The 18,240-nt window shown below is 71.6% G+C and carries 21 protein-coding genes; 19 read left to right on the top strand and 2 right to left on the bottom strand.

Going from position 1 to position 18,240, the window contains the following annotated elements; all coding sequences use genetic code 11:
• Positions 1–3: 3 nt before the first annotated feature.
• On the bottom strand, positions 4–1,149 hold the full coding sequence (locus tag EDF18_RS03770; protein ID WP_123546441.1) for a glutamate--cysteine ligase: 1,146 nt from the start codon (positions 1,147–1,149) through the stop codon (positions 4–6).
• 252 nt (positions 1,150–1,401) lie between these two features.
• On the opposite strand from EDF18_RS03770, the gene rpsP reads away from it, so the two are divergent.
• From rpsP to EDF18_RS03705, 13 genes are all read left to right on the top strand, one after another.
• Entirely contained in the window at positions 1,402–1,824 is a 423-nt protein-coding gene (gene rpsP, locus EDF18_RS03765) for a 30S ribosomal protein S16 (protein WP_123546440.1), read from the top strand.
• A gap of 3 nt (positions 1,825–1,827) precedes the next feature.
• On the top strand, positions 1,828–2,064 hold the full coding sequence (locus EDF18_RS03760; RefSeq protein ID WP_123546439.1) for an RNA-binding protein: 237 nt from the start codon (positions 1,828–1,830) through the stop codon (positions 2,062–2,064).
• A 3-nt stretch (positions 2,065–2,067) separates the two neighbouring features.
• Entirely contained in the window at positions 2,068–2,757 is a 690-nt protein-coding gene (gene rimM, locus EDF18_RS03755) for a ribosome maturation factor RimM (protein WP_233568969.1), read from the top strand.
• Between the two features lie 10 nt (positions 2,758–2,767).
• Entirely contained in the window at positions 2,768–3,460 is a 693-nt protein-coding gene (gene trmD, locus EDF18_RS03750) for a tRNA (guanosine(37)-N1)-methyltransferase TrmD (protein ID WP_123546438.1), read from the top strand.
• Positions 3,461–3,957: 497 nt separating this feature from the next.
• The gene (locus EDF18_RS03745) at positions 3,958–4,527 is read left to right on the top strand and encodes a hypothetical protein (protein WP_123546437.1); all 570 of its coding nucleotides are present in this window, start codon (positions 3,958–3,960) and stop codon (positions 4,525–4,527) included.
• A gap of 242 nt (positions 4,528–4,769) precedes the next feature.
• Positions 4,770–5,117 (top strand): 50S ribosomal protein L19, encoded by a 348-nt coding sequence (gene rplS / locus EDF18_RS03740; protein WP_043596315.1) that lies wholly within the window; start codon positions 4,770–4,772, stop codon positions 5,115–5,117.
• A gap of 65 nt (positions 5,118–5,182) precedes the next feature.
• Positions 5,183–5,935 carry a signal peptidase I gene (lepB, locus tag EDF18_RS03735; protein WP_369878094.1) on the top strand — a complete coding sequence of 251 codons (753 nt, stop codon included), beginning with the start codon at positions 5,183–5,185 and terminating at the stop codon, positions 5,933–5,935.
• Entirely contained in the window at positions 5,935–6,570 is a 636-nt protein-coding gene (locus EDF18_RS03730; RefSeq protein WP_123546436.1) for a ribonuclease HII, read from the top strand. Before lepB ends, EDF18_RS03730 begins: the two co-directional genes overlap by 1 nt.
• Before the next feature lie 69 nt (positions 6,571–6,639).
• Positions 6,640–6,963 (top strand): DUF2469 domain-containing protein, encoded by a 324-nt coding sequence (locus tag EDF18_RS03725; protein ID WP_123546435.1) that lies wholly within the window; start codon positions 6,640–6,642, stop codon positions 6,961–6,963.
• 105 nt (positions 6,964–7,068) lie between these two features.
• Complete coding sequence (locus EDF18_RS03720) at positions 7,069–7,431, top strand: YraN family protein (RefSeq protein ID WP_123547272.1); 363 nt, start codon at positions 7,069–7,071, stop codon at positions 7,429–7,431.
• Complete coding sequence (locus tag EDF18_RS03715) at positions 7,428–8,957, top strand: YifB family Mg chelatase-like AAA ATPase (RefSeq protein ID WP_123546434.1); 1,530 nt, start codon at positions 7,428–7,430, stop codon at positions 8,955–8,957. The genes EDF18_RS03720 and EDF18_RS03715 overlap by 4 nt, the downstream gene beginning before the upstream one ends.
• The gene (dprA, locus tag EDF18_RS16450; protein WP_199732317.1) at positions 8,954–10,204 is read left to right on the top strand and encodes a DNA-processing protein DprA; all 1,251 of its coding nucleotides are present in this window, start codon (positions 8,954–8,956) and stop codon (positions 10,202–10,204) included. The genes EDF18_RS03715 and dprA overlap by 4 nt, the downstream gene beginning before the upstream one ends.
• An 83-nt stretch (positions 10,205–10,287) precedes the next feature.
• Positions 10,288–11,229 carry a tyrosine recombinase XerC gene (locus EDF18_RS03705; protein ID WP_123546433.1) on the top strand — a complete coding sequence of 314 codons (942 nt, stop codon included), beginning with the start codon at positions 10,288–10,290 and terminating at the stop codon, positions 11,227–11,229.
• A 93-nt stretch (positions 11,230–11,322) separates the two neighbouring features.
• Here the strand turns inward: EDF18_RS03705 and EDF18_RS03700 are convergent, their stop codons facing one another.
• Positions 11,323–11,919 (bottom strand): M23 family metallopeptidase, encoded by a 597-nt coding sequence (locus EDF18_RS03700; RefSeq protein WP_123546432.1) that lies wholly within the window; start codon positions 11,917–11,919, stop codon positions 11,323–11,325.
• Between the two features lie 78 nt (positions 11,920–11,997).
• Between EDF18_RS03700 and EDF18_RS03695 the strand changes: the two genes are divergently transcribed.
• The 6 genes from EDF18_RS03695 to EDF18_RS03670 all read left to right on the top strand — a co-directional run bounded on the left by EDF18_RS03695 (position 11,998) and on the right by EDF18_RS03670 (position 18,199).
• On the top strand, positions 11,998–13,518 hold the full coding sequence (locus tag EDF18_RS03695; protein ID WP_123546431.1) for a sugar porter family MFS transporter: 1,521 nt from the start codon (positions 11,998–12,000) through the stop codon (positions 13,516–13,518).
• Positions 13,519–13,881: 363 nt separating this feature from the next.
• Positions 13,882–14,847, top strand: coding sequence for a 30S ribosomal protein S2 (gene rpsB / locus EDF18_RS03690; protein WP_123546430.1), 966 nt, complete (start codon positions 13,882–13,884; stop codon positions 14,845–14,847).
• Between the two features lie 45 nt (positions 14,848–14,892).
• Positions 14,893–15,720 carry a translation elongation factor Ts gene (gene tsf / locus EDF18_RS03685; RefSeq protein ID WP_123546429.1) on the top strand — a complete coding sequence of 276 codons (828 nt, stop codon included), beginning with the start codon at positions 14,893–14,895 and terminating at the stop codon, positions 15,718–15,720.
• Positions 15,721–15,889: 169 nt separating this feature from the next.
• Complete coding sequence (gene pyrH / locus EDF18_RS03680; protein ID WP_123546428.1) at positions 15,890–16,609, top strand: UMP kinase; 720 nt, start codon at positions 15,890–15,892, stop codon at positions 16,607–16,609.
• Positions 16,610–16,681: 72 nt separating this feature from the next.
• The gene (gene frr / locus EDF18_RS03675; protein ID WP_197980542.1) at positions 16,682–17,200 is read left to right on the top strand and encodes a ribosome recycling factor; all 519 of its coding nucleotides are present in this window, start codon (positions 16,682–16,684) and stop codon (positions 17,198–17,200) included.
• Complete coding sequence (locus EDF18_RS03670; RefSeq protein WP_123546426.1) at positions 17,201–18,199, top strand: phosphatidate cytidylyltransferase; 999 nt, start codon at positions 17,201–17,203, stop codon at positions 18,197–18,199.
• Positions 18,200–18,240: the final 41 nt, after the last annotated feature.

Genomic DNA, 18,240 nt, shown 5'->3' with positions numbered 1-18,240 from the left:
CGCTCACGAGGCGGGCGCGATCCCCTCGCGGAGCTCGCGCACGAGCGACGAGACGACGGGTCGCAGGTCGCCCCCGTGCTGTGCGGAGACGGTGAGCTGGCGCTGGTAGCTCGCGCCGCGCTCGATGATCGTGTCCACCCCGCGGAGCTGGTCGAGGCAGCCGAGGCGGTCGGCGACGGGCTCGAGGTCGACGAGCAGGTCGCGGAGGTCGTCGGTCACCAGGCGCTCGTCGCCGGCAGCGTCGAGGATGACGATGGCGTCCATCCCGTAGCGGGCTGCCCGCCACTTGTTCTCGCGGACGAACCACGGCTGCATCTGGGCGGGTTCGTGTCCCTCGTCGAGCTTCGCGGACATGTCGTCGACGAGGCACTGCACCAGCGCCGCCATGGCGCCGACCTCCTCGAAGGTGGAGATGCCGTCGAAGACGCGCGTCTCGAGGGTGCCCCACTTCGGCGACGGACGGATGTCCCAGCGCAGCTCGCTGTGGTCGTCGATGACGCCGGTGTGGGTCATGTCGGCGACCATCTCCTCGTAGTTCGCCCAGGCGCCGAACTGCGGGGGGAGGCCGGCGGTGGGCAGCTGCTGGAACATGAGGGCGCGGTTCGAGGCGTAGCCCGTCTCCTCGCCCACCCAGAACGGGCTCGACGCCGTGAGCGCCTGGAAGTGGGGCAGCCACGTGAGCAGGCCGTTGAGGATCGGCAGCACCTTGTCGCGGGAGTCGATGCCGACGTGCACGTGGACGCCCCAGATCATCATCTGGCGGCCCCACCACCGGGTCCGGTCGATGAGCGTCGCGTACCGCTCCTTGTCGGGGGTGACGTCCTGGTCGGCGTACCGGCTGAACGGATGCGTGCCCGCGCACATCAGGTCGGCGCCCAGCAGGTCGGCGCTCGCCTGGACGTGGTCGATGGTCGAGCGGAGGTCGTCGACGGCGTCGGAGACCCGGCGGTGCACGCCCGTCACGACCTCGACGGTGTTGGTGAGCAGCTCTCCCGTGAGGCGCTCGGGCCCGTCGTCGTTGAGGTGGGCGAGGTCGGCCAGCACGGCCGGGGCGTACGGCGCGAGCTCGCCGCTGCCCTGGTCGACGAGGGCCAGCTCCCACTCGACGCCGAGGGTCGACGGCTCGGAGCTCGTGAAGTCGATGCGCATGGTGCCTGCTCTCTCGCCGGGGGTGCGGGTCCTCGCCTGCACCATCCTGGCAGCCGCACGTGATCGGGGTCCGCCGACACGATCTCGAGGGATTGGCAGATCGGCAGTCCGGTCTGCAACAATGGTGGGTCGAGTCTTCGGTCGTCCGACCCTCTAATCAGGTGACCGCCAGACCTCATAGAGCTTCCGAGCCGAGTGTGCCCCCACGCTCACGGCTAGCAACTCGCCCACATCACATCACACAGGAGAATTGTGGCTGTCAAGATCCGTCTCAAGCGCATGGGCAAGATCCGTGCTCCGTACTACCGCATCGTCGTCGCCGACTCGCGCACCAAGCGCGACGGTCGCGTCATCGAGGAGATCGGCAAGTACCACCCCACCGAGGAGCCCTCGTTCATCGAGGTCGACTCCGAGCGTGCGCAGTACTGGCTCGGCGTGGGCGCCCAGCCCTCCGAGCAGGTCGCCGCCATCCTCAAGCTCACGGGCGACTGGGGCCGATTCAAGGGCGACGCCGACGCCGTCAGCACCGTCAAGACCAAGGCTCCGAAGGAGTCCTTCGTCGCCGACGAGAAGAAGAAGCCCGTGCTCGTCCCCAAGTCGGAGAAGCCCGCCAAGGCCGAGCCCGCCGAGGCCCCGGCCGAGGCTGCTGGCGACGCCGAGACCACCGAGGCGTAGTCAGTGCTCGCACCTGCACTCGAACACCTCGTCCGGGGGATCGTCGATCACCCGGACGAGGTGCAGGTCGTCGAGTCGTCGTCGCCCCGCGGCGACGTGCTCGAGGTGCACGTCCACCCCGACGACCTCGGGCGTGTGATCGGCCGTTCCGGCCGGACCGCCAAGGCCCTCCGCACGCTCGTGACGGCGATCGCCGACGGCAAGCGCGTCCGGGTCGACGTCGTCGACAGCGATTCCTGAGCCGTGGCTCCCACCGACAAGACCCAGCTCCGCGTGGGGCGGCTCACCAAGGCCCACGGCCTGAAGGGCGCGCTCAAGCTCGAGCTGTTCACCGACACCCCCGAGCAGCGCTTCACGCCCGGCGCGTCGTTCACCCTGCAGGTGCCCGAGACCAGCGAGTGGAGCGGCAAGACCCTGACCCTGGGCGAGCTCCGGTGGTACAACGGCCACCCCGTGGGCTTCTTCGAGGGCGTCGACGACCGCACCGCGGCCGAGTCCCTCGTCAAGGCCATCCTCTGGGTCGACCAAGATCTCGACGAGCTCCCCGACGAGGACGACGCCTGGTACCACCACCAGCTGGTCGGCCTCCGGGTCGAGCGCGACGGCGTCGTCGTCGGCACGGTGGCCCGCGTCGACCACCTGCCCGCACAGGATCTGCTGGCCGTCGAGACGGAGCACGGCGAGGTCCTCGTGCCCTTCGTCAATGCACTCGTGCCCTCGGTCGACATCGAGGCGGGCGTCGTCACCGTGACGCCGCCTCCCGGGCTCTTCGAGGAGCTCGCAGACGACACGGCCGACGCCGACACGGCCGACGGTGGCACGACTGAGGCCGACACGGCCGACGGTGGCACGACTGACGGCGGCACCGAGGCCGAGGCCGAGCCGGCGTCGAGCGAGGCCGACGACGCAGCGCGTCCCGCCGACGAGAACTGACGGCGGCGCGGTGCGCATCGACATCGTGTCGATCTTCCCGGAGTTCTTCTCCGTGCTCGACATCTCGCTCCTCGGCAAGGCCCGGCAGCAGGGCCTCCTCGACGTCGCGGTGCACGACCTCCGCGACTTCACCCACGACCGGCACCGCACCGTCGACGACACCCCGTACGGCGGCGGCGCCGGCATGGTGATGAAGCCCGAGCCGTGGGGCGAGGCGCTCGACCTCGTGCTCGGCGACGACGCCGACCCGGCGACGACGACGGTCATCGTCCCGTCGCCGGCGGGCACGCCCTTCACCCAGGCGCTGGCGCGCGAGCTTGCCGCCGTGCCGCACCTCGTCTTCACCTGCGGGCGCTACGAGGGCATCGACCAGAGGGTCGTCGAGCACGCGGCGAGTCGGGCGACCGTGCGTGAGATCAGCCTCGGGGACTACGTCCTCAACGGGGGAGAAGTGGCCGTGACCGCGATGATCGAGGCCGTCGGCCGTCTCGTCCCCGGAGTCGTCGGCAACCCCGAGAGCCTCACGGAGGAGAGCCACGAGGGCGGCCTGCTCGAGTACCCCAGCTACACGAAGCCCGCCTCGTGGCGCGGGCTCGACGTGCCCCCGGTGCTCATGGGCGGCAACCACGGAGCGATCGCCTCGTGGCGCCGCGAGCAGCAGCTCGAGCGCACGCGGCGCGTCCGGCCCGACCTGCTCGGCTGAGCCCCACCTCCTGCTGCTGCGGGTGCTGCTGCTCTCGGATGTGAGAGTGATCCGGCACCGAGCCTCGTCCCGTCCCAGCCCGTCAGCCGATCTCTCTCGCTCCGTGATGCGAGCCCGGTCCGTCCGTCCGCAAATGCCGACCGGCTGGCCTGCAATACATGGATATCCGGGTAGCAGAGGGCGTTTCGGGCCCGTTCTGTCGGGTTCTGCGGTGTCCAGCGGTGCTCGGTCCGCGCCTCCCGTGCCCGCCACTGGATCACTTTCGGATCCGAGAGCGCTCGGGCGCGCCGTGACCATCGAGCCCAGGAGGCGCGGTCGAGCTGGCCTGGATCTCTCTCGCTCTGCAGACGGGAGGGGCAGCGCCGGCAGGGGCGGCGCGGCGCGGTGATCCGGCGCAGCACGGCAGGCGAGGTGCGAGGTCCAGGCGCAGCGCACGGCGCGCACGTGGAGCCGCCCTTCGCAGCCAGTTCTCCGCCGACCGCCCGTACCCTCGAGGCATGGCGAGCCGTCGAGTCCTGTACCGCCTCCTCTGGCCTGCCGTCTTCGTCCTGCCCCTGTGGGTGCTCTTCGGGCGGGCGTTCTTCGGCGTGCCCCTCGGGCTGCAGGTGCTCGGCCAGCTCGTGCTGGTGCCCCTGCTCTTCGTCGGGCAGGCGATGGCCGCCGGCGTCGTCACCGCCCGTCGCAGCGTCCGCCACGACCGGGCGGTCTCGTGGATCGACGCCGGCCTGCTCGCCCTCACGTGGGCGGCCCAGCTCGCCCTCGGCTTCTTCCTCGTCGACGGCTCGGCCGCCTCCTCGGCGTCGTCGGCCTTCACCCGTGTGGTGCCCGGCGGCGACCTCGACCTGTCGAGCGCGCTGTTCGGGCTGTCGGCCGTCGTGACCGTCGCGGGGGGCCTCGGCCTGCTCGCGGCGGCTGTGTGGCAGTTCCTGGCGGAGGCGCGACGTCGGGTGGCAGCGTCGCTGGCCGATCTCGACAGGGTCGCCACGGCTGCCAGGGTCGACGCCCGCGCCGGGGGAGTCGCCGCGGGCGACCCCGCCCGTGTCATCCGCATCTCGCCGCGGGAGTAGCGCCCGGTCCGATCGCCCGGTCCCGCCGCCGGCAGCGCCGCCGGTCGCTCTGCCGGCCCGCCGGTCCGGCCGTCGCGGTGGCGACGGGGTGCGCGGCTGTGGCATGATTGACGCTTGTGCCTGGGCACGACTCTGCCTCAGGGGAGTCTGCCTCTCCAGAGCACGTCTTCTTCATCACCAGATGGTGGGCAACCCACCACGAACGGCAGTCGACCTGTGGCGGCTGCAGAGAGCGAACGACTATGCACATCCTCGACGCGGTTGACTCCGCCAACCTCCGCTCGGACGTCCCCGACTTCCGCGCCGGCGACACCGTCAAGGTGCACGTGAACATCATCGAGGGCACGCGCTCGCGCGTCCAGGTCTTCCAGGGCGTCGTCATCGGCAAGCAGAACGAGGGCATCCGCGAGACCTTCACGGTCCGCAAGGTCAGCTTCCAGGTCGGCGTCGAGCGCACCTTCCCGGTCCACTCGCCGGTCATCGACCACATCGAGGTCGTCAGCCGTGGTGCCGTCCGTCGCGCCAAGCTGTACTACCTCCGCGAGCTCCGCGGCAAGAAGGCCAAGATCAAGGAGAAGCGCGACAACTGACCCCGTCGCACGATCTTCACCGAGCTCCCCGCCCTGTACGATGGCGGGGAGCTCGGGCGGTTAAATTGTCGAATGCATCCCTGCGGCGCCGTCTGCGCCGCCCCCGTCGTGACGACGACCGCAAGCGCGGCGTCGGCACGTTCCTGCGCGACGTGGTGGTCATCTTCCTCGCCGCGCTCCTCATCTCGTTCCTGATCAAGACGTTCCTGATCCGGTCGTTCTACATCCCCAGCGGGTCGATGGAGGACACGCTGCAGATCAACGACCGCATCATCGTCAACGAGCTCGTCCCCGACCTCGTCGACGTGAAGCGCGGCGACGTCGTGGTCTTCACCGATCCCGGCGGCTGGCTCGAGGGCACGGCTCCCGTCGCGCCCGCGTCGGGCGGTCCCGTCTCCGACGGTCTCTCGTGGTTCCTCACCCAGGTGGGCCTCGGCGCACAGGACAGCAACGACCACCTGATCAAGCGGGTCATCGGGCTGCCGGGCGACACCGTCGAGTGCTGCAACGACTACGGCCAGCTGTCGGTCAACGGCGTCCCCGTCGTGGAGCCCTACGTCAAGTTCCCCCCGGGCGAGACGCGCGTGTCCGGCGACGACTTCTCCGTCACGGTGCCCGAGGGGTCCCTCTGGGTGATGGGCGACAACCGCTACAACTCGAAAGACTCCCGGTACAACCGCGAGACGCCGAGCCAGGGCTTCGTGCCGATGTCCGACGTCGTGGGCCGGGCGTTCGTGATCAGCTGGCCGTCCACGCGATGGACGTGGCTCGGCGACTACCCCGACGTCTTCCGCGGCACCGAGCGCGACGGCGAGTGATGGCCGTCGTCGATCCCACCCTCGACGTCGAGCGCGAGCTGCACGCCCGTGGCGCCACCTGGGTGATCGGCTGCGACGAGGTCGGCCGCGGCGCCATCGCGGGCCCCGTAGCCGTCGGCCTCAGCGCCGTCCACGCCGAGTGCGGCGAGATGCCCCTCGGCCTGCGCGACAGCAAGCTGCTCAGCGAGAAGCGCCGCGAGGCGCTCTACCCCGTCGCCACCAGCTGGGTGCAGGCGCACGCGGTCGGACTGGCCGAGGCGCACGAGGTCGACCGGATCGGCATCGTGGCCGCCCTCGGCCTCGCCGGTCGGCGTGCCCTGACCGCCCTGCACGAGGCGGGGGTGGGCATCATGAGCTCGGTCGTCGTCCTCGACGGGAACCACGACTACCTGTCCCCGGCGCTGACGACGGTGCCCCGCATCACGACCCGGGTCAAGGCCGACCGTGACTGCGCCTCCGTCGCCGCCGCCTCCGTCATCGCCAAGGTCCACCGCGACCGCATGATGATCGAGGCCGACGAGGTTCATCCCGGCTACGGCTGGGCAGGCAACAAGGGCTACGGCTCGGGGGCCCACTACGCGGCCCTCGGCGAGCTCGGGCCGTCGCCCCTGCACCGCCTCACCTGGCTGCACTGAGACTCGACCGGCTGCGGTGACGAGTCCACGGCGTGCTGCCCGTCCGCAGCCGCGTAGGATGGCTTCTCGATGGACGAGGACGAGTTCGAAGACTACGACCGTGAGGTCGAGCTCGCGTTGTACCGCGAGTACCGGGACGTGGTGTCGCAGTTCCGCTACGTCGTCGAGACGGAGCGGCGCTTCTACCTGGCCAACGAGGTCGATCTCGTGCGCCGCGACACCGAGCACGACTTCTACTTCGAGCTGACGATGACCGACGTCTGGGTGTGGGACGTCTACCGCTCCGACCGCTTCGTGAAGTCGGTCCGCGTGCTCACGTTCAAGGACGTGAACGTCGAGGAGCTGACGGCGCGCGACCTCGAGCTGCCCAAGGAACTCGCACTCGACGAGTAGCTCGTCCCTCCCCAGCTGATCGGTGCTGGGGACCCGTCCCCAGCACTCTGTCCCGGAGCAGCGACCTCGACCCCGCCTCCGGCACAGTCCGTGCAGGAGGTCGAGATGGCGAAGAAGGACGAGACGGGCCGGCACGGCGAGGTGCTCGCGGCCCGGTGGCTCGAGGACCACGGGCTGAAGGTGGTCGAGCTGAACTGGCGGTGCCGCGAGGGCGAGATCGACGTCGTCGCGCTCGACGGCGACGAGGTCGTGGTCGTGGAGGTGAAGACGCGGCGCGGCATCGGCTGGGGCCATCCTCTCGAGGCGGTGACGCCCGTGAAGCTGGCCCGGCTGAGGCGCCTGGCCGGGGCGTGGCTCGAGGCGCACCCCGGCACGGGAAGGCGGGTGCGCATCGACGTCGTCGGCGTCGTCCTCGGCCGCACCCCGGCCGACGACGAGATCTCGCACGTGCGGGGAGCCGGCGCGTGAGCGTCGGCCGTACGAGGGCCGTGTCCCTGCTCGGGCTCGAGGGTGCGCTGGTCGAGGTCGAGGCGGACATCGGCCCCGGCCTGCCGGCCTTCGTCATCATCGGGCTCCCCGACGCCTCGCTCGGCGAGGCTCGTGACCGTGTGCGAGCGGCGGCCACCAACGCCGGGTGCGCCCTTCCGGCGCGCAAGCTGACGGTCAACCTGTCGCCGGCGTCGCTGCCCAAGCACGGCTCGTCGTTCGACCTGGCCATCGCGATGGCGGCACTCGCGGCCTCGGGTCTCGTCTCGGCGCAGTCGGTGGAGGAGGCGGTCCACCTCGGCGAGCTCGGGCTCGACGGTCGTGTCCGGCCGGTCGACGGCGTGCTCCCCGCCGTCCTCGCCGCTCGTCGGGCGGGCGTCCGCACCGTCGTCGTGCCCGTGGACGCGGTCGACGAGGCGTCGCTCGTCCCGGGCATCACCGTGGTCGGGGTCGCGAGCCTGCGCGAGGCGGCCATCCGGCACGGCGCCGACCTCGTCCCCGAGCCCGTCGACGCGATCCGCAGGGCCCGGCTCGACGACCCGGGCCGCACGGACGTCGACCTCGGCGACGTCATCGGCAACTCGGACGCCGTGGAGGCGTTGGTCGTCGCCGCGGCCGGCGGTCACCACCTGCTCATGGTGGGCCCGCCGGGGGCAGGCAAGAGCATGCTCGCTGCACGCCTGCCGGGCCTCCTGCCCGACCTCGACGTCGACGAGGCGCTCGAGGTCAGCTCCGTCCGCTCGTTGTCCGGCAGGCCGGTCGACGGCGAGCTCGAGCGACGCCCGCCCTTCGAGGATCCCCACCACACGTCGAGCGCCGCGGCCATGGTCGGCGGCGGCAGCAGCGTGATCCGCCCGGGCGCCGTGACCCGTGCGAGCCGCGGCGTGCTCTTCCTCGACGAGGCCCCCGAGTTCTCGCAGTCCGTCCTCGACTGCCTCCGCCAGCCCCTCGAGTCCGGGCAGGTGGTGATCCACCGATCCCGTGCCGTCGCTCGGTTCCCGGCCCGGTTCCAGCTGGTGGCCGCCGCGAACCCGTGCCCGTGCGGACAGCACGGCACCCGGGACGGCGACTGCGTCTGCACGCCGATCCAGCGGCGGCGCTACCACGCGAAGCTCTCGGGTCCGCTCGTCGACAGGATCGACATCCAGCTGCAGGTCGCCCGCATCAGCTCGGCGCAGTTCCGCCTCGCCGAGACGGCCGAGGTCGTCACGACGGCGGTGGCGCGGGCGCGGGTCGAGGAGGCGCGGCGTCGGTCTGCCGCTCGGCTCGCCGACACCCCGTGGCGGCTCACCGCCGAGGTCTCGGGCACCTGGCTGCGGTCCCCGGGCCGCCGCCTCCCGCTGTCCGCGACCCGACCGATCGACCGCGCCCTCGAGTCGGGCGCCCTCACCATGCGGGGCTACGACCGCGTGCTGAAGGTCGCGTGGACGCTCGCCGACCTCGACGGGGCAGACGTGCCGGGCCACGGGCACGTCGCTCGGGCGCTCGGCCTGCGGAGGTCGCTGTGAACGCGCTGCTCTCGGCCAGCACGGCCGATCTCGTCGACCTCGCCGCCGGGGTGCGGGCCGACGAGCCGTCCCGGTGCGATCCCGTCGACGCCTTCGGGCTCGCGGCCTGGAGCGGCGTCGCGTCCGACGGCGACGCCGCGGCGGGTGCCTGCCGCAGGGCCCTGGGCCCCGCCGTGTCGCTCCGGCTGGTGCTCGAGTCGCTCGCGGCGCGGCGCTCGGAGCTCGACCCCGGGGTCCTCGGGGCCCGGATGGTCGAGGCCGGGGTCCCCGACGTCGATCGCCTCGAGCTGCACCGGGCGCTGAGCCGGTGGGCGCCACGCGTCGAGGCTGCGACGGTCCGTGGCTGGTTCCGGGCCGCGGCGGCCCTCAGCGTCCGCGTCGTGGTGCCGGGCGACGCGTCGTGGCCGTCGGGTCTCGACGACCTCGGTGACCACGCACCTGCCGCCCTGTGGCTGCGCGGCGGCGGGAGGCTGCCCGAGACGCGGACCGGCGTCGCCCTCGTCGGAGCGAGGGCGGCGACGTCCTACGGCGAGCAGGTCGCCGCCGACCTGTCGAGCGGGCTCTCCGACCGCGGGCTCGTCGTGGTCTCGGGCGGCGCGTACGGCGTGGACGGCATGGCGCACCGAGCCGCCGTCGCGTCCGGTGCCGGCACGGTCGCCGTGATGGCGGGCGGGGTGGACCGCTTCTACCCGACCGGGCACGACGACCTGCTCCGTGCCGTCCTGCGCGACGGCCTCATGGTCTCCGAGTCGCCGTGCGGCACCATGCCCCACCGGTTCCGGTTCCTCAGCCGCAACAGGCTGATCGCCGCCCTCAGCGCCGCGGTCGTCGTCGTCGAGGCCGGTCGGCGCTCGGGATCGCTCAACACGGCCGGCCACGCGACCGCGCTGGGGCGTCCCGTCGGGGCCGTGCCGGGGCCGGTCACGTCACCGCTCTCGGCCGGCTGCCACGCGCTGCTCCGCTCCGGCCTCGCGACGTGCGTCACCGGGCTGTCCGACGTCGTCGAGCTCGTGGGCGGCGAGGACGACCTCGTCGAGCAGGCCTGGCAGGCCGAGCAGCCCGTCGACGTCGGCCGCGTGCAGGACGCCCTCAGCACTCGGGTCGAGCGCAGCACGGACGAGGTCGCCGCCGCCTCCGGCCTCTCGGTGGCGATGGTGCGGACCCTCCTCGCCGAGATGGAGGCCGGCGAGCTGGTCGAGAGGCGGCCCGCCGGGTGGCGCCGTCGTCCCGCCCCGCGACGTGGGTAGCCTGGCCCGGTGCGAGCGACGACGGACAGCGGGCTCGGGGCGCAGGAGGCGACCGGGGCCTCCCGTGACGGCATGGTCAGCCCGTGACGCGCCTCCTCGGCGACGTCGAGCGGTTCCTCGCCCACCTCCGTGACGGGCGGGGGCTCAGCGAGCACACGGTCCGGGCCTACGCGTCCGACCTCGACGCCCTCGACGCCCACGCCGCCGAGCGGGCCGGCCGGCCGCCGGTCACCGCCGACCTCGACCTCGAGCTGCTGCGCGACTGGCTGTGGCGCTCGACGGAGTCGGGGCTCGCCCGGACGACCCTCGCGCGACGAGCCTCGAGCGCGCGGGCGTTCACACGCTGGCTGGACGAGACGGACCGCACCGCCTCCGACGTGGGCGTGCGGCTCCGCGCCCCGAAGGCCGAGAGCCACCTGCCGCGCGTCCTCACGTCGCCTCAGATCGACGGCGTGCTGCGGTCGCTGGCCGTCCGCGCCGACACGGCCGACCCCGGGGCCCGACGCGACCTCGCCGTCGTCGAGTTGCTCTACGGGTCAGGCCTGCGCGTGTCCGAGCTGGTGGGCACCGACGTCGGCGACCTCGACCTCGAGCGGCGCACCGTGCTCGTGACGGGCAAGGGCGCCAAGCAGCGGGTCGTGCCCTTCGGGGTGCCGGCGGCGGAGGCGCTCGACCGCTGGCTCACGCTCGGGAGGCCGACGCTCGCCGAGGCGGCCCCCGTCGAACCGTCCGGAGCCGACGACGCGCGTCGAGCGGCGTTCCTCGGCGCGAGCGGGGCGCGGCTCGGCACCCGCGCCGTGCACCGGCTCGTCGCGGGGCTGCTCGCCGACCTGCCGGGCGGCGGCCCGGCGGGGCCGCACGCGCTGCGGCACACCGCAGCGACCCACCTGCTCGACGGCGGTGCCGACCTCCGGGCCGTGCAGGAGCTGCTCGGGCACGCGAGCCTGGGAACCACGCAGATCTACACCCACGTGTCGACCGAGCGGCTCCGCGAGAGCTACCGGACGGCCCACCCGCGGGCCTGACCCGCCGACTCGTCGTCCACCCCGCCCCGTCGGTCCACCCCCGTCCACACGGCCGATCGCCCGCGGGCTAGACCGCCCGCACGGTCGGCGCGGTCACCCGGGTCGACGTGTCGGCAGCAGCACCGACGGCCGTCCGAGCCCGAGCATCATGAGCGGCGACACGTACTCGCCGTCGATCCGCGCTCCGAGGTGGACGCACTCGACGTCCGGGCAGTGCCCCGCCTGGACCGTCCCGACGACCTGCCCGCGCACGACGGTCTCGCCCGCGGCGAGCTCGCTGACGACGGGCTCCAGGCTGCTGAGCACGCCGTCGGCGTGGCGCAGCGACAGCACGGGACGATCGACGACCACGCCCGCGAAGTGCACGACGCCGTCGTCCGGTGCCGTCACGGCCGAGCCGATCGGCGTGCCGACGTCGATGCCCCGGTGCCCCGGCGACCAGCGGTGCTCGGGCGCGGTGAAGGCCTGGACGACAGGGTGCGGCGGAGCCGCCAGCCACGACCACGGCACGGCTGGCGCCGACGACGTCCCGGCCGTCGTCCCGGTCGACGTGGCGCTCGCCGTGATGTCGGTGCCCGAGACGTGCACGAGAAAGAGTGCCGGCAGCGCGACCAGCAGGCCGAGGAGGCGGCGGAGGCGGGGGAGGGGGCGGCGCGGCCGGGTGCGACCCCGGCGACAGGCGGTGTCCATCGTGAGACTCTGCCGAGCGTGCACCGATCCCGCACCGGGCGTACTGTTCACGCGTGCACGAACACCTGTGCACGACGGATGTGGGGGAGCGAGGACACGAGCCCGCTCCCCGAGCAGTGGAACGGAGACCCAGTGTCGAACGCGGCGCGATCACCAGAGACGACGAAGAGCCTGAACAGACGGGTGACGGCTCTCGCGGTCGCCGCGGCCGTCGGCGGCTTCCTCTTCGGCTTCGACTCGTCAGTCATCAACGGAGCGGTCCAGAGCATCACCGACGAGTTCGGGCTCACCGAGTTCGCCTCGGGCTTCGCCGTGGCCTCGGCCCTGATCGGCTGTGCGATCGGCGCGTACGTCGCCGGCCGTCTCGCCGACAAGATGGGCCGCATCAAGGTCATGCTCATCGGCGCGGCCCTGTTCCTCATCAGCTCGATCGGTGCCGCGTTCGCCTTCGCGGTCTGGGACCTCGTCCTGTGGCGCGTCATCGGCGGCCTCGGCATCGGCATCGCCTCCGTGATCGCTCCGGCGTACATCTCCGAGGTCTCGCCGAAGGCGATCCGGGGCCGGCTCGCGTCGTTCCAGCAGCTCGCCATCACCCTCGGCATCTTCGTCGCCCTGCTCTCGGACCAGCTCTTCGCGGTCACCGCGGGAGGCGCCTCCGAGCCGTCGCTCTTCGGCCTCGCCGCGTGGCGCTGGATGTTCCTCGTCGGCATCGTCCCCTCCGTCGTCTACGGCTTCCTCGCCTGGCGACTGCCCGAGTCGCCGCGCTACCTGGCCGGTGAGGGGCGGGAGGACGAGGCGAAGGACGTGCTGAAGAGCATCGTGCCCGCCGAGACCGTGGACACGAGCCTGAAGGAGATCACGGACTCCATCGCCACCGAGGCCGCCCTCGACAAGAAGTCGAGCATCCGCGGCACGAGGTTCGGCCTGCAGCCGATCGTCTGGGTCGGCATCATCCTCGCCGTGCTGCAGCAGTTCGTCGGCATCAACGTGATCTTCTACTACTCGACGACCCTGTGGCAGGCGGTCGGCTTCCAGGAGAGCGACTCCTTCACGATCTCGACCATCACGGCCGTGGTCAACGTCGTCGTCACGTTCGTGGCGATCGGCCTGGTCGACAAGGTCGGTCGTCGCCCGCTGCTGCTGGCCGGCTCGATCGGGATGTTCGTCAGCCTCGCCGTCACGGCGATCTCGTTCAGCCAGTCGGTCGTCGACTCCAGCGGCGACCCCCAGCTGCCCGGTGCTTGGGGCCCGGTCGCTCTCGTCGCGGCCAACCTCTTCGTCGTGTCGTTCGGCGCCACCTGGGGTCCGCTCATGTGGGTCCTGCTCGGCGAGATGTTCCCGAACAGCATCCGTGCGACGGCGCTCGGCGTCGGCAGCATGGCCAACTGGATCGCCAACTTCATCGTCACGGTGTCGTTCCCGTCGCTCGCCGCCGTCAGCCTCACGCTGTCGTACGGCATCTTCGCGGCCTTCGCCCTCATCTCGTTCTTCTTCGTGCTCGCGAAGATCCCCGAGACCAAGGGCCGCAGCCTCGAGGAGATGGGCGTGTCCGCGGTCGAGTCGAGCTCCGGCAAGCCCGCCAGGGGCGCTCGCGCCTGATCTCCGGCTGCTCGGACGAACGCCCTGCCCGGCTCCGGGCGGGGCGTTCTGCACGAGCGGCTCGACGCGTCGCATCGCTCCTCCGGGGCGCGCCTCGTCGGTGCTACCATGAGCACGCAGCCTGCTCAGCAGGCTGACTTCGCGTGCCCGTGCGTCTCGACGCACCTCGCCCTCTCAGCCCAGTTGCCCCACAGCTCGGCCGCCCGTGGCGTGACACCGGCCTCCGCATCCACTCGGTCCGATCGTGCTCCGGCACGGGCGGCGGATGCGCGCCCGGGCACCAGGCAGCGGCGGCCGTCCGGCCGCCCAGACAACCGACAACAGGCTCGCGTCCGCGCGTGCCGCAGAACTAGGAGAACGACCATGGCCGTCGTCACCATCCGCCAGCTGCTCGACAGCGGCGTCCACTTCGGACACCAGACCCGCCGCTGGAACCCGAAGGTGAAGCGATTCATCCTCGCCGAGCGCTCCGGCATCCACATCATCGACCTGCAGCAGTCGCTCGGCTACATCGACCAGGCGTACGACTTCGTCAAGGAGACGGTCGCCCACGGCGGCACCGTCCTCTTCGTCGGCACCAAGAAGCAGGCCCAGGGCTCCATCGCCGAGCAGGCGAACCGCGTCGGCCAGCCCTTCGTGAACCAGCGCTGGCTCGGTGGTCTCCTGACCAACTTCCAGACGGTCTCGAAGCGCCTCGCCCGCATGAAGGAGCTCGAGGACATCGACTTCGACGACACGACGCAGGGCTTCACCAAGAAAGAGCTCCTGATCAAGAAGCGCGAGCTCGACAAGCTGCACAAGACGCTCGGCGGCATCCGCAACCTCACGAAGACGCCGTCCGCCCTCTGGGTCGTCGACACCAAGAAGGAGCACCTCGCGATCGACGAGGCCAAGAAGCTGGGCATCCCGGTCATCGGCATCCTCGACACGAACTGCGACCCCGACGAGATCACCTTCCCGATCCCCGGCAACGACGACGCCATCCGCTCCGTCGGCCTGCTGACCCGCATCGTCGCCGACGCCGCCGCCGAGGGCCTGGTGCAGCGTCACCAGAAGCCGGAAGACGCTGACGCTCCCGTCGAGCCCCTCGCCGAGTGGGAGGCCGAGCTGCTCGCACAGGGCGAGGCGAAGGCCGCCGAGTCGGCTCCCGCCGAGTCCGCGCCCGCCGCCGAGACGCCCGTCGAGGCCGTTCCCGTCGAGGAGAACGACGCCGACGCCCAGGTCGCCGCGAAGCCCCTGGGCGAGCCGGTCGTCGAGCCCGTCGCCGAGCCCCGCGACGAGACCGCTGCGGAGCCGGCCGACGCCGACGCCGCCGCGGACGCGAAGTAGAACCCCCCACCTCCCCCTTCCGACTCCACGAAAGGAAGTCAGACAATGGCGAATTTCTCCGCCGCTGACGTGAAGACCCTCCGTGACCGCCTCGGCGCGGGCATGATGGACAGCAAGAACGCGCTCGTCGAGGCCGATGGCGACATCGAGAAGGCCGTCGAGATCCTGCGCGTCAAGGGACTGAAGGGCGTCGCCAAGCGCGAGGGCCGTCAGACCACCGCGGGCCTCGTCGCCGCCAAGGCGTCGGGCGGCTACGCCACCCTGATCGAGCTCGCCAGCGAGACCGACTTCGTCGCGAAGAACGAGAAGTTCATCGCGCTGGCCGACTCCGTGCTCGAGGCCGTCGCGGCCTCCGGCGCGAAGGACGCCGCCGAGGGCAACGCCGCCGCGATCGGCGGCCAGACCGTCGAGGCCTTCGTCAACGACGAGGCCGCGCTCATGGGCGAGAAGGTCGAGCTCCGCACGGTCGCCCGTGTCGAGGGCACCGAGTTCGCGATCTACCTGCACAAGACCTCGAAGGACCTGCCCCCGCAGGTCGGCGTGGTCGTGGGCTACACCGGCTCCGACGCCGAGACCGCTCGCTCGATCGCCCAGCACGTGGCCTTCGCCGCTCCGACGTACCTGTCGCGCGACGAGGTCCCCGCCGAGGACGTCGCCAAGGAGCGCGCCATCGTCGAGGAGACCGCGAAGAACGAGGGCAAGCCCGAGGCCGCCCTGCCGAAGATCATCGAGGGTCGCCTGACCGGCTTCTTCAAGGAGATCGCCCTGCTCGACCAGGCCTACGCGAAGGACAGCAAGCTGTCGGTCGCGAAGGTCGTCGAGCAGGCCGGCATCGAGATCCAGGGCTTCGCCCGGATCAAGGTCGGCGCCTAGCCAGCCACGGGACGGGGTCCGGGACGCACGCGTCCCGGACCCCGTTCGTGCGCCCGCCGCCGTCCCGGCCCGTCGAGGTCGAGGAGGTGCGCGCCGGGCACCAGACGATCGGGCACCTGCGCCGCGACTCGCTACCCTGGCTACGGCCACGACACGAGGGAGACCCCACATGACGACAGACACCACCACACGACGACGCGTCCTCCTCAAGCTCTCGGGCGAGGCCTTCGGGGGCGGGCAGCTCGGCGTCAACCCCGACGTCGTCGGAGCCATCGCCCGCGAGATCGCCGAGGCCGCGAAGGACGTCGAGATCGCCATCGTCGTCGGCGGCGGCAACTTCTTCCGCGGCGCCGAGCTGAGCCAGCGCGGCATGGACCGAGCCCGGGCCGACTACATGGGCATGCTGGGCACCGTCATGAACGCCCTCGCCCTGCAGGACTTCCTCGAGCAGGCCGGCGCCGCCACGCGCGTGCAGAGCGCCATCGAGATGACCCAGGTCGCCGAGCCGTACATCCCGCGCCGCGCGGAGCGCCACCTCGAGAAGGGCCGCGTCGTCATCTTCGGCGCGGGCGCGGGGCTGCCCTACTTCTCGACCGACACCGTCTCGGCGCAGCGCGCGCTCGAGATCGGGGCCGCCGAGGTGCTGGTCGCGAAGAACGGCGTCGACGGCGTCTACTCGGCGGACCCCCGGCACGACCCGTCCGCCGTCAAGCTCGACCGCCTCACCTACCAGGAGGCGCTGGTCCAGGGCCTCAAGGTGGTCGACTCGACCGCGTTCAGCCTCTGCATGGACAACGGCATGCCGATGCACGTCTTCGGGATGGAGGGCGAGGGCAACATCGCCCGCGCCATCCGGGGCGAGCGCATCGGGACCCTCGTCAGCAACTGACGACTAAGCTCGACGACGAACCAAGGGAGCATCGTGACGATCACTGACGTACTGACCGAGACACGCGAGAAGATGGACCGGGCACTGGAGTCGGCCAAGACGGACTTCGGGCAGGTGCGGACCGGGCGGATCAACCCCAGCCTGTTCCAGAAGATCCCGGTCGACTACTACGGGACGCCCACGCCGCTGGCGCAGCTCGCGTCGCTGCAGGTGCCCGAGGCGCGCACCATGATCGTGACGCCGTACGACAAGTCGGCCCTGAAGGAGATCGAGAGGGCCATCGCGACCTTCCCGAACCTCGGTGCCAGCCCGACCAACGACGGGACGCTCGTCCGCGTGACGATCCCCGAGCTGACGCAGGACCGCCGCAAGGAGTTCGTCAAGATCGTCCGAGGCAAGGGCGAGGACGCCAAGGTCCAGATCCGCAACGTCCGACGCAAGTCGAAGGAGTCGCTCGACGCGCTCAAGACCGAGGTCGGCGACGACGAGGTCGCACGGGGCGAGAAGGAGCTCGAGGCGGTCACGAAGGGCTACATCGACCAGATCGACGACGCCCTGAAGAAGAAGGAAGCCGAGCTGCTCGAGGTCTAGATGAGCGACGCTCCCGACGGCGCACGTCCCGACGAGTCGGTGCCGACACCCAAGACCACCCTCGGCAGCCGTCGCGCCGACTTCGACGCCAGGGCGCAGGCCGCACGGCACGACCTCGAGAACCAGATCCGCAGTCGCCGTGCCCAGCTCGGCGCCCGCAACGAGAAGCTGACGGCCCGGACTGGACGCAACCTCCCCGCAGCCATCGCGGTCGGCGTCGGGCTCGGCGCGGCGGTCCTGCTGAGCCTGATCTTCGAGCCGGCGTTCTTCATGATCGTCGCCGGCGCCCTGATCGGGTCGCTGTGCTTCGAGCTGACGAGTGCCCTCCGCTTCGCCGGGCGCGACGTGCCCCGGCTGCCGAGCGTGCTGGTGGGCCTGGCCATGGTCCCGCTCTCCTTCGTCTTCGGGGTGCAGGGCCAGTGGCTCGGCCTCGTCGGCGGGGTCCTCGTCGTGTCGCTCTGGCGCGTGGCCGAGCTGGTGCGTCCCTCGCACCGCAAGCCCGCCTCCGTCGTCTGGCGTGACATCGGCGCCGGCGCGTTCGTGCAGATCTACTGCTCGTTCCTCGGCAGCTTCATGCTCGTCCTCGCGGCCGAGCCGAACGGGGCGAACTGGACGCTGGCGACGCTCATCATCGTGATCGCCGTCGACACCGGCGCGTACGCGACCGGTCTCAACTTCGGCAAGCACCCGATGGCGCCGCGCATCAGCCCCAAGAAGACCTGGGAGGGCTTCGCCGGGTCCGTGGCCGCGAGCCTGATCGCAGCCGTGCTCACCTCGTGGCTGATGCTCGACGAGCCCTGGTGGTTCGGCTTCGTGCTCGGCGGGGTGATCATCGTCACGGCGACGATCGGCGACCTCTCCGAGTCGCTGATCAAACGCGACCTCGGCATCAAGGACATCAGCACCTGGCTGCCCGGCCACGGAGGGTTCCTCGACCGCCTCGACAGCACGTTGCCGTCCGCGGCGGCTGCCTACGCGCTGTACCTGCTGGTCACCTGACCCGGCCGAGGGTCCCACCGTGGGCCTGCGAGGTCGATGCG

The sequence above is a fragment of the Frigoribacterium sp. PhB107 genome (genome assembly GCF_003751515.1).
Classification (GTDB): Bacteria; Actinomycetota; Actinomycetes; order Actinomycetales; family Microbacteriaceae; genus Frigoribacterium.
This window is presented reverse-complemented; position numbering and strand designations above follow the sequence as displayed.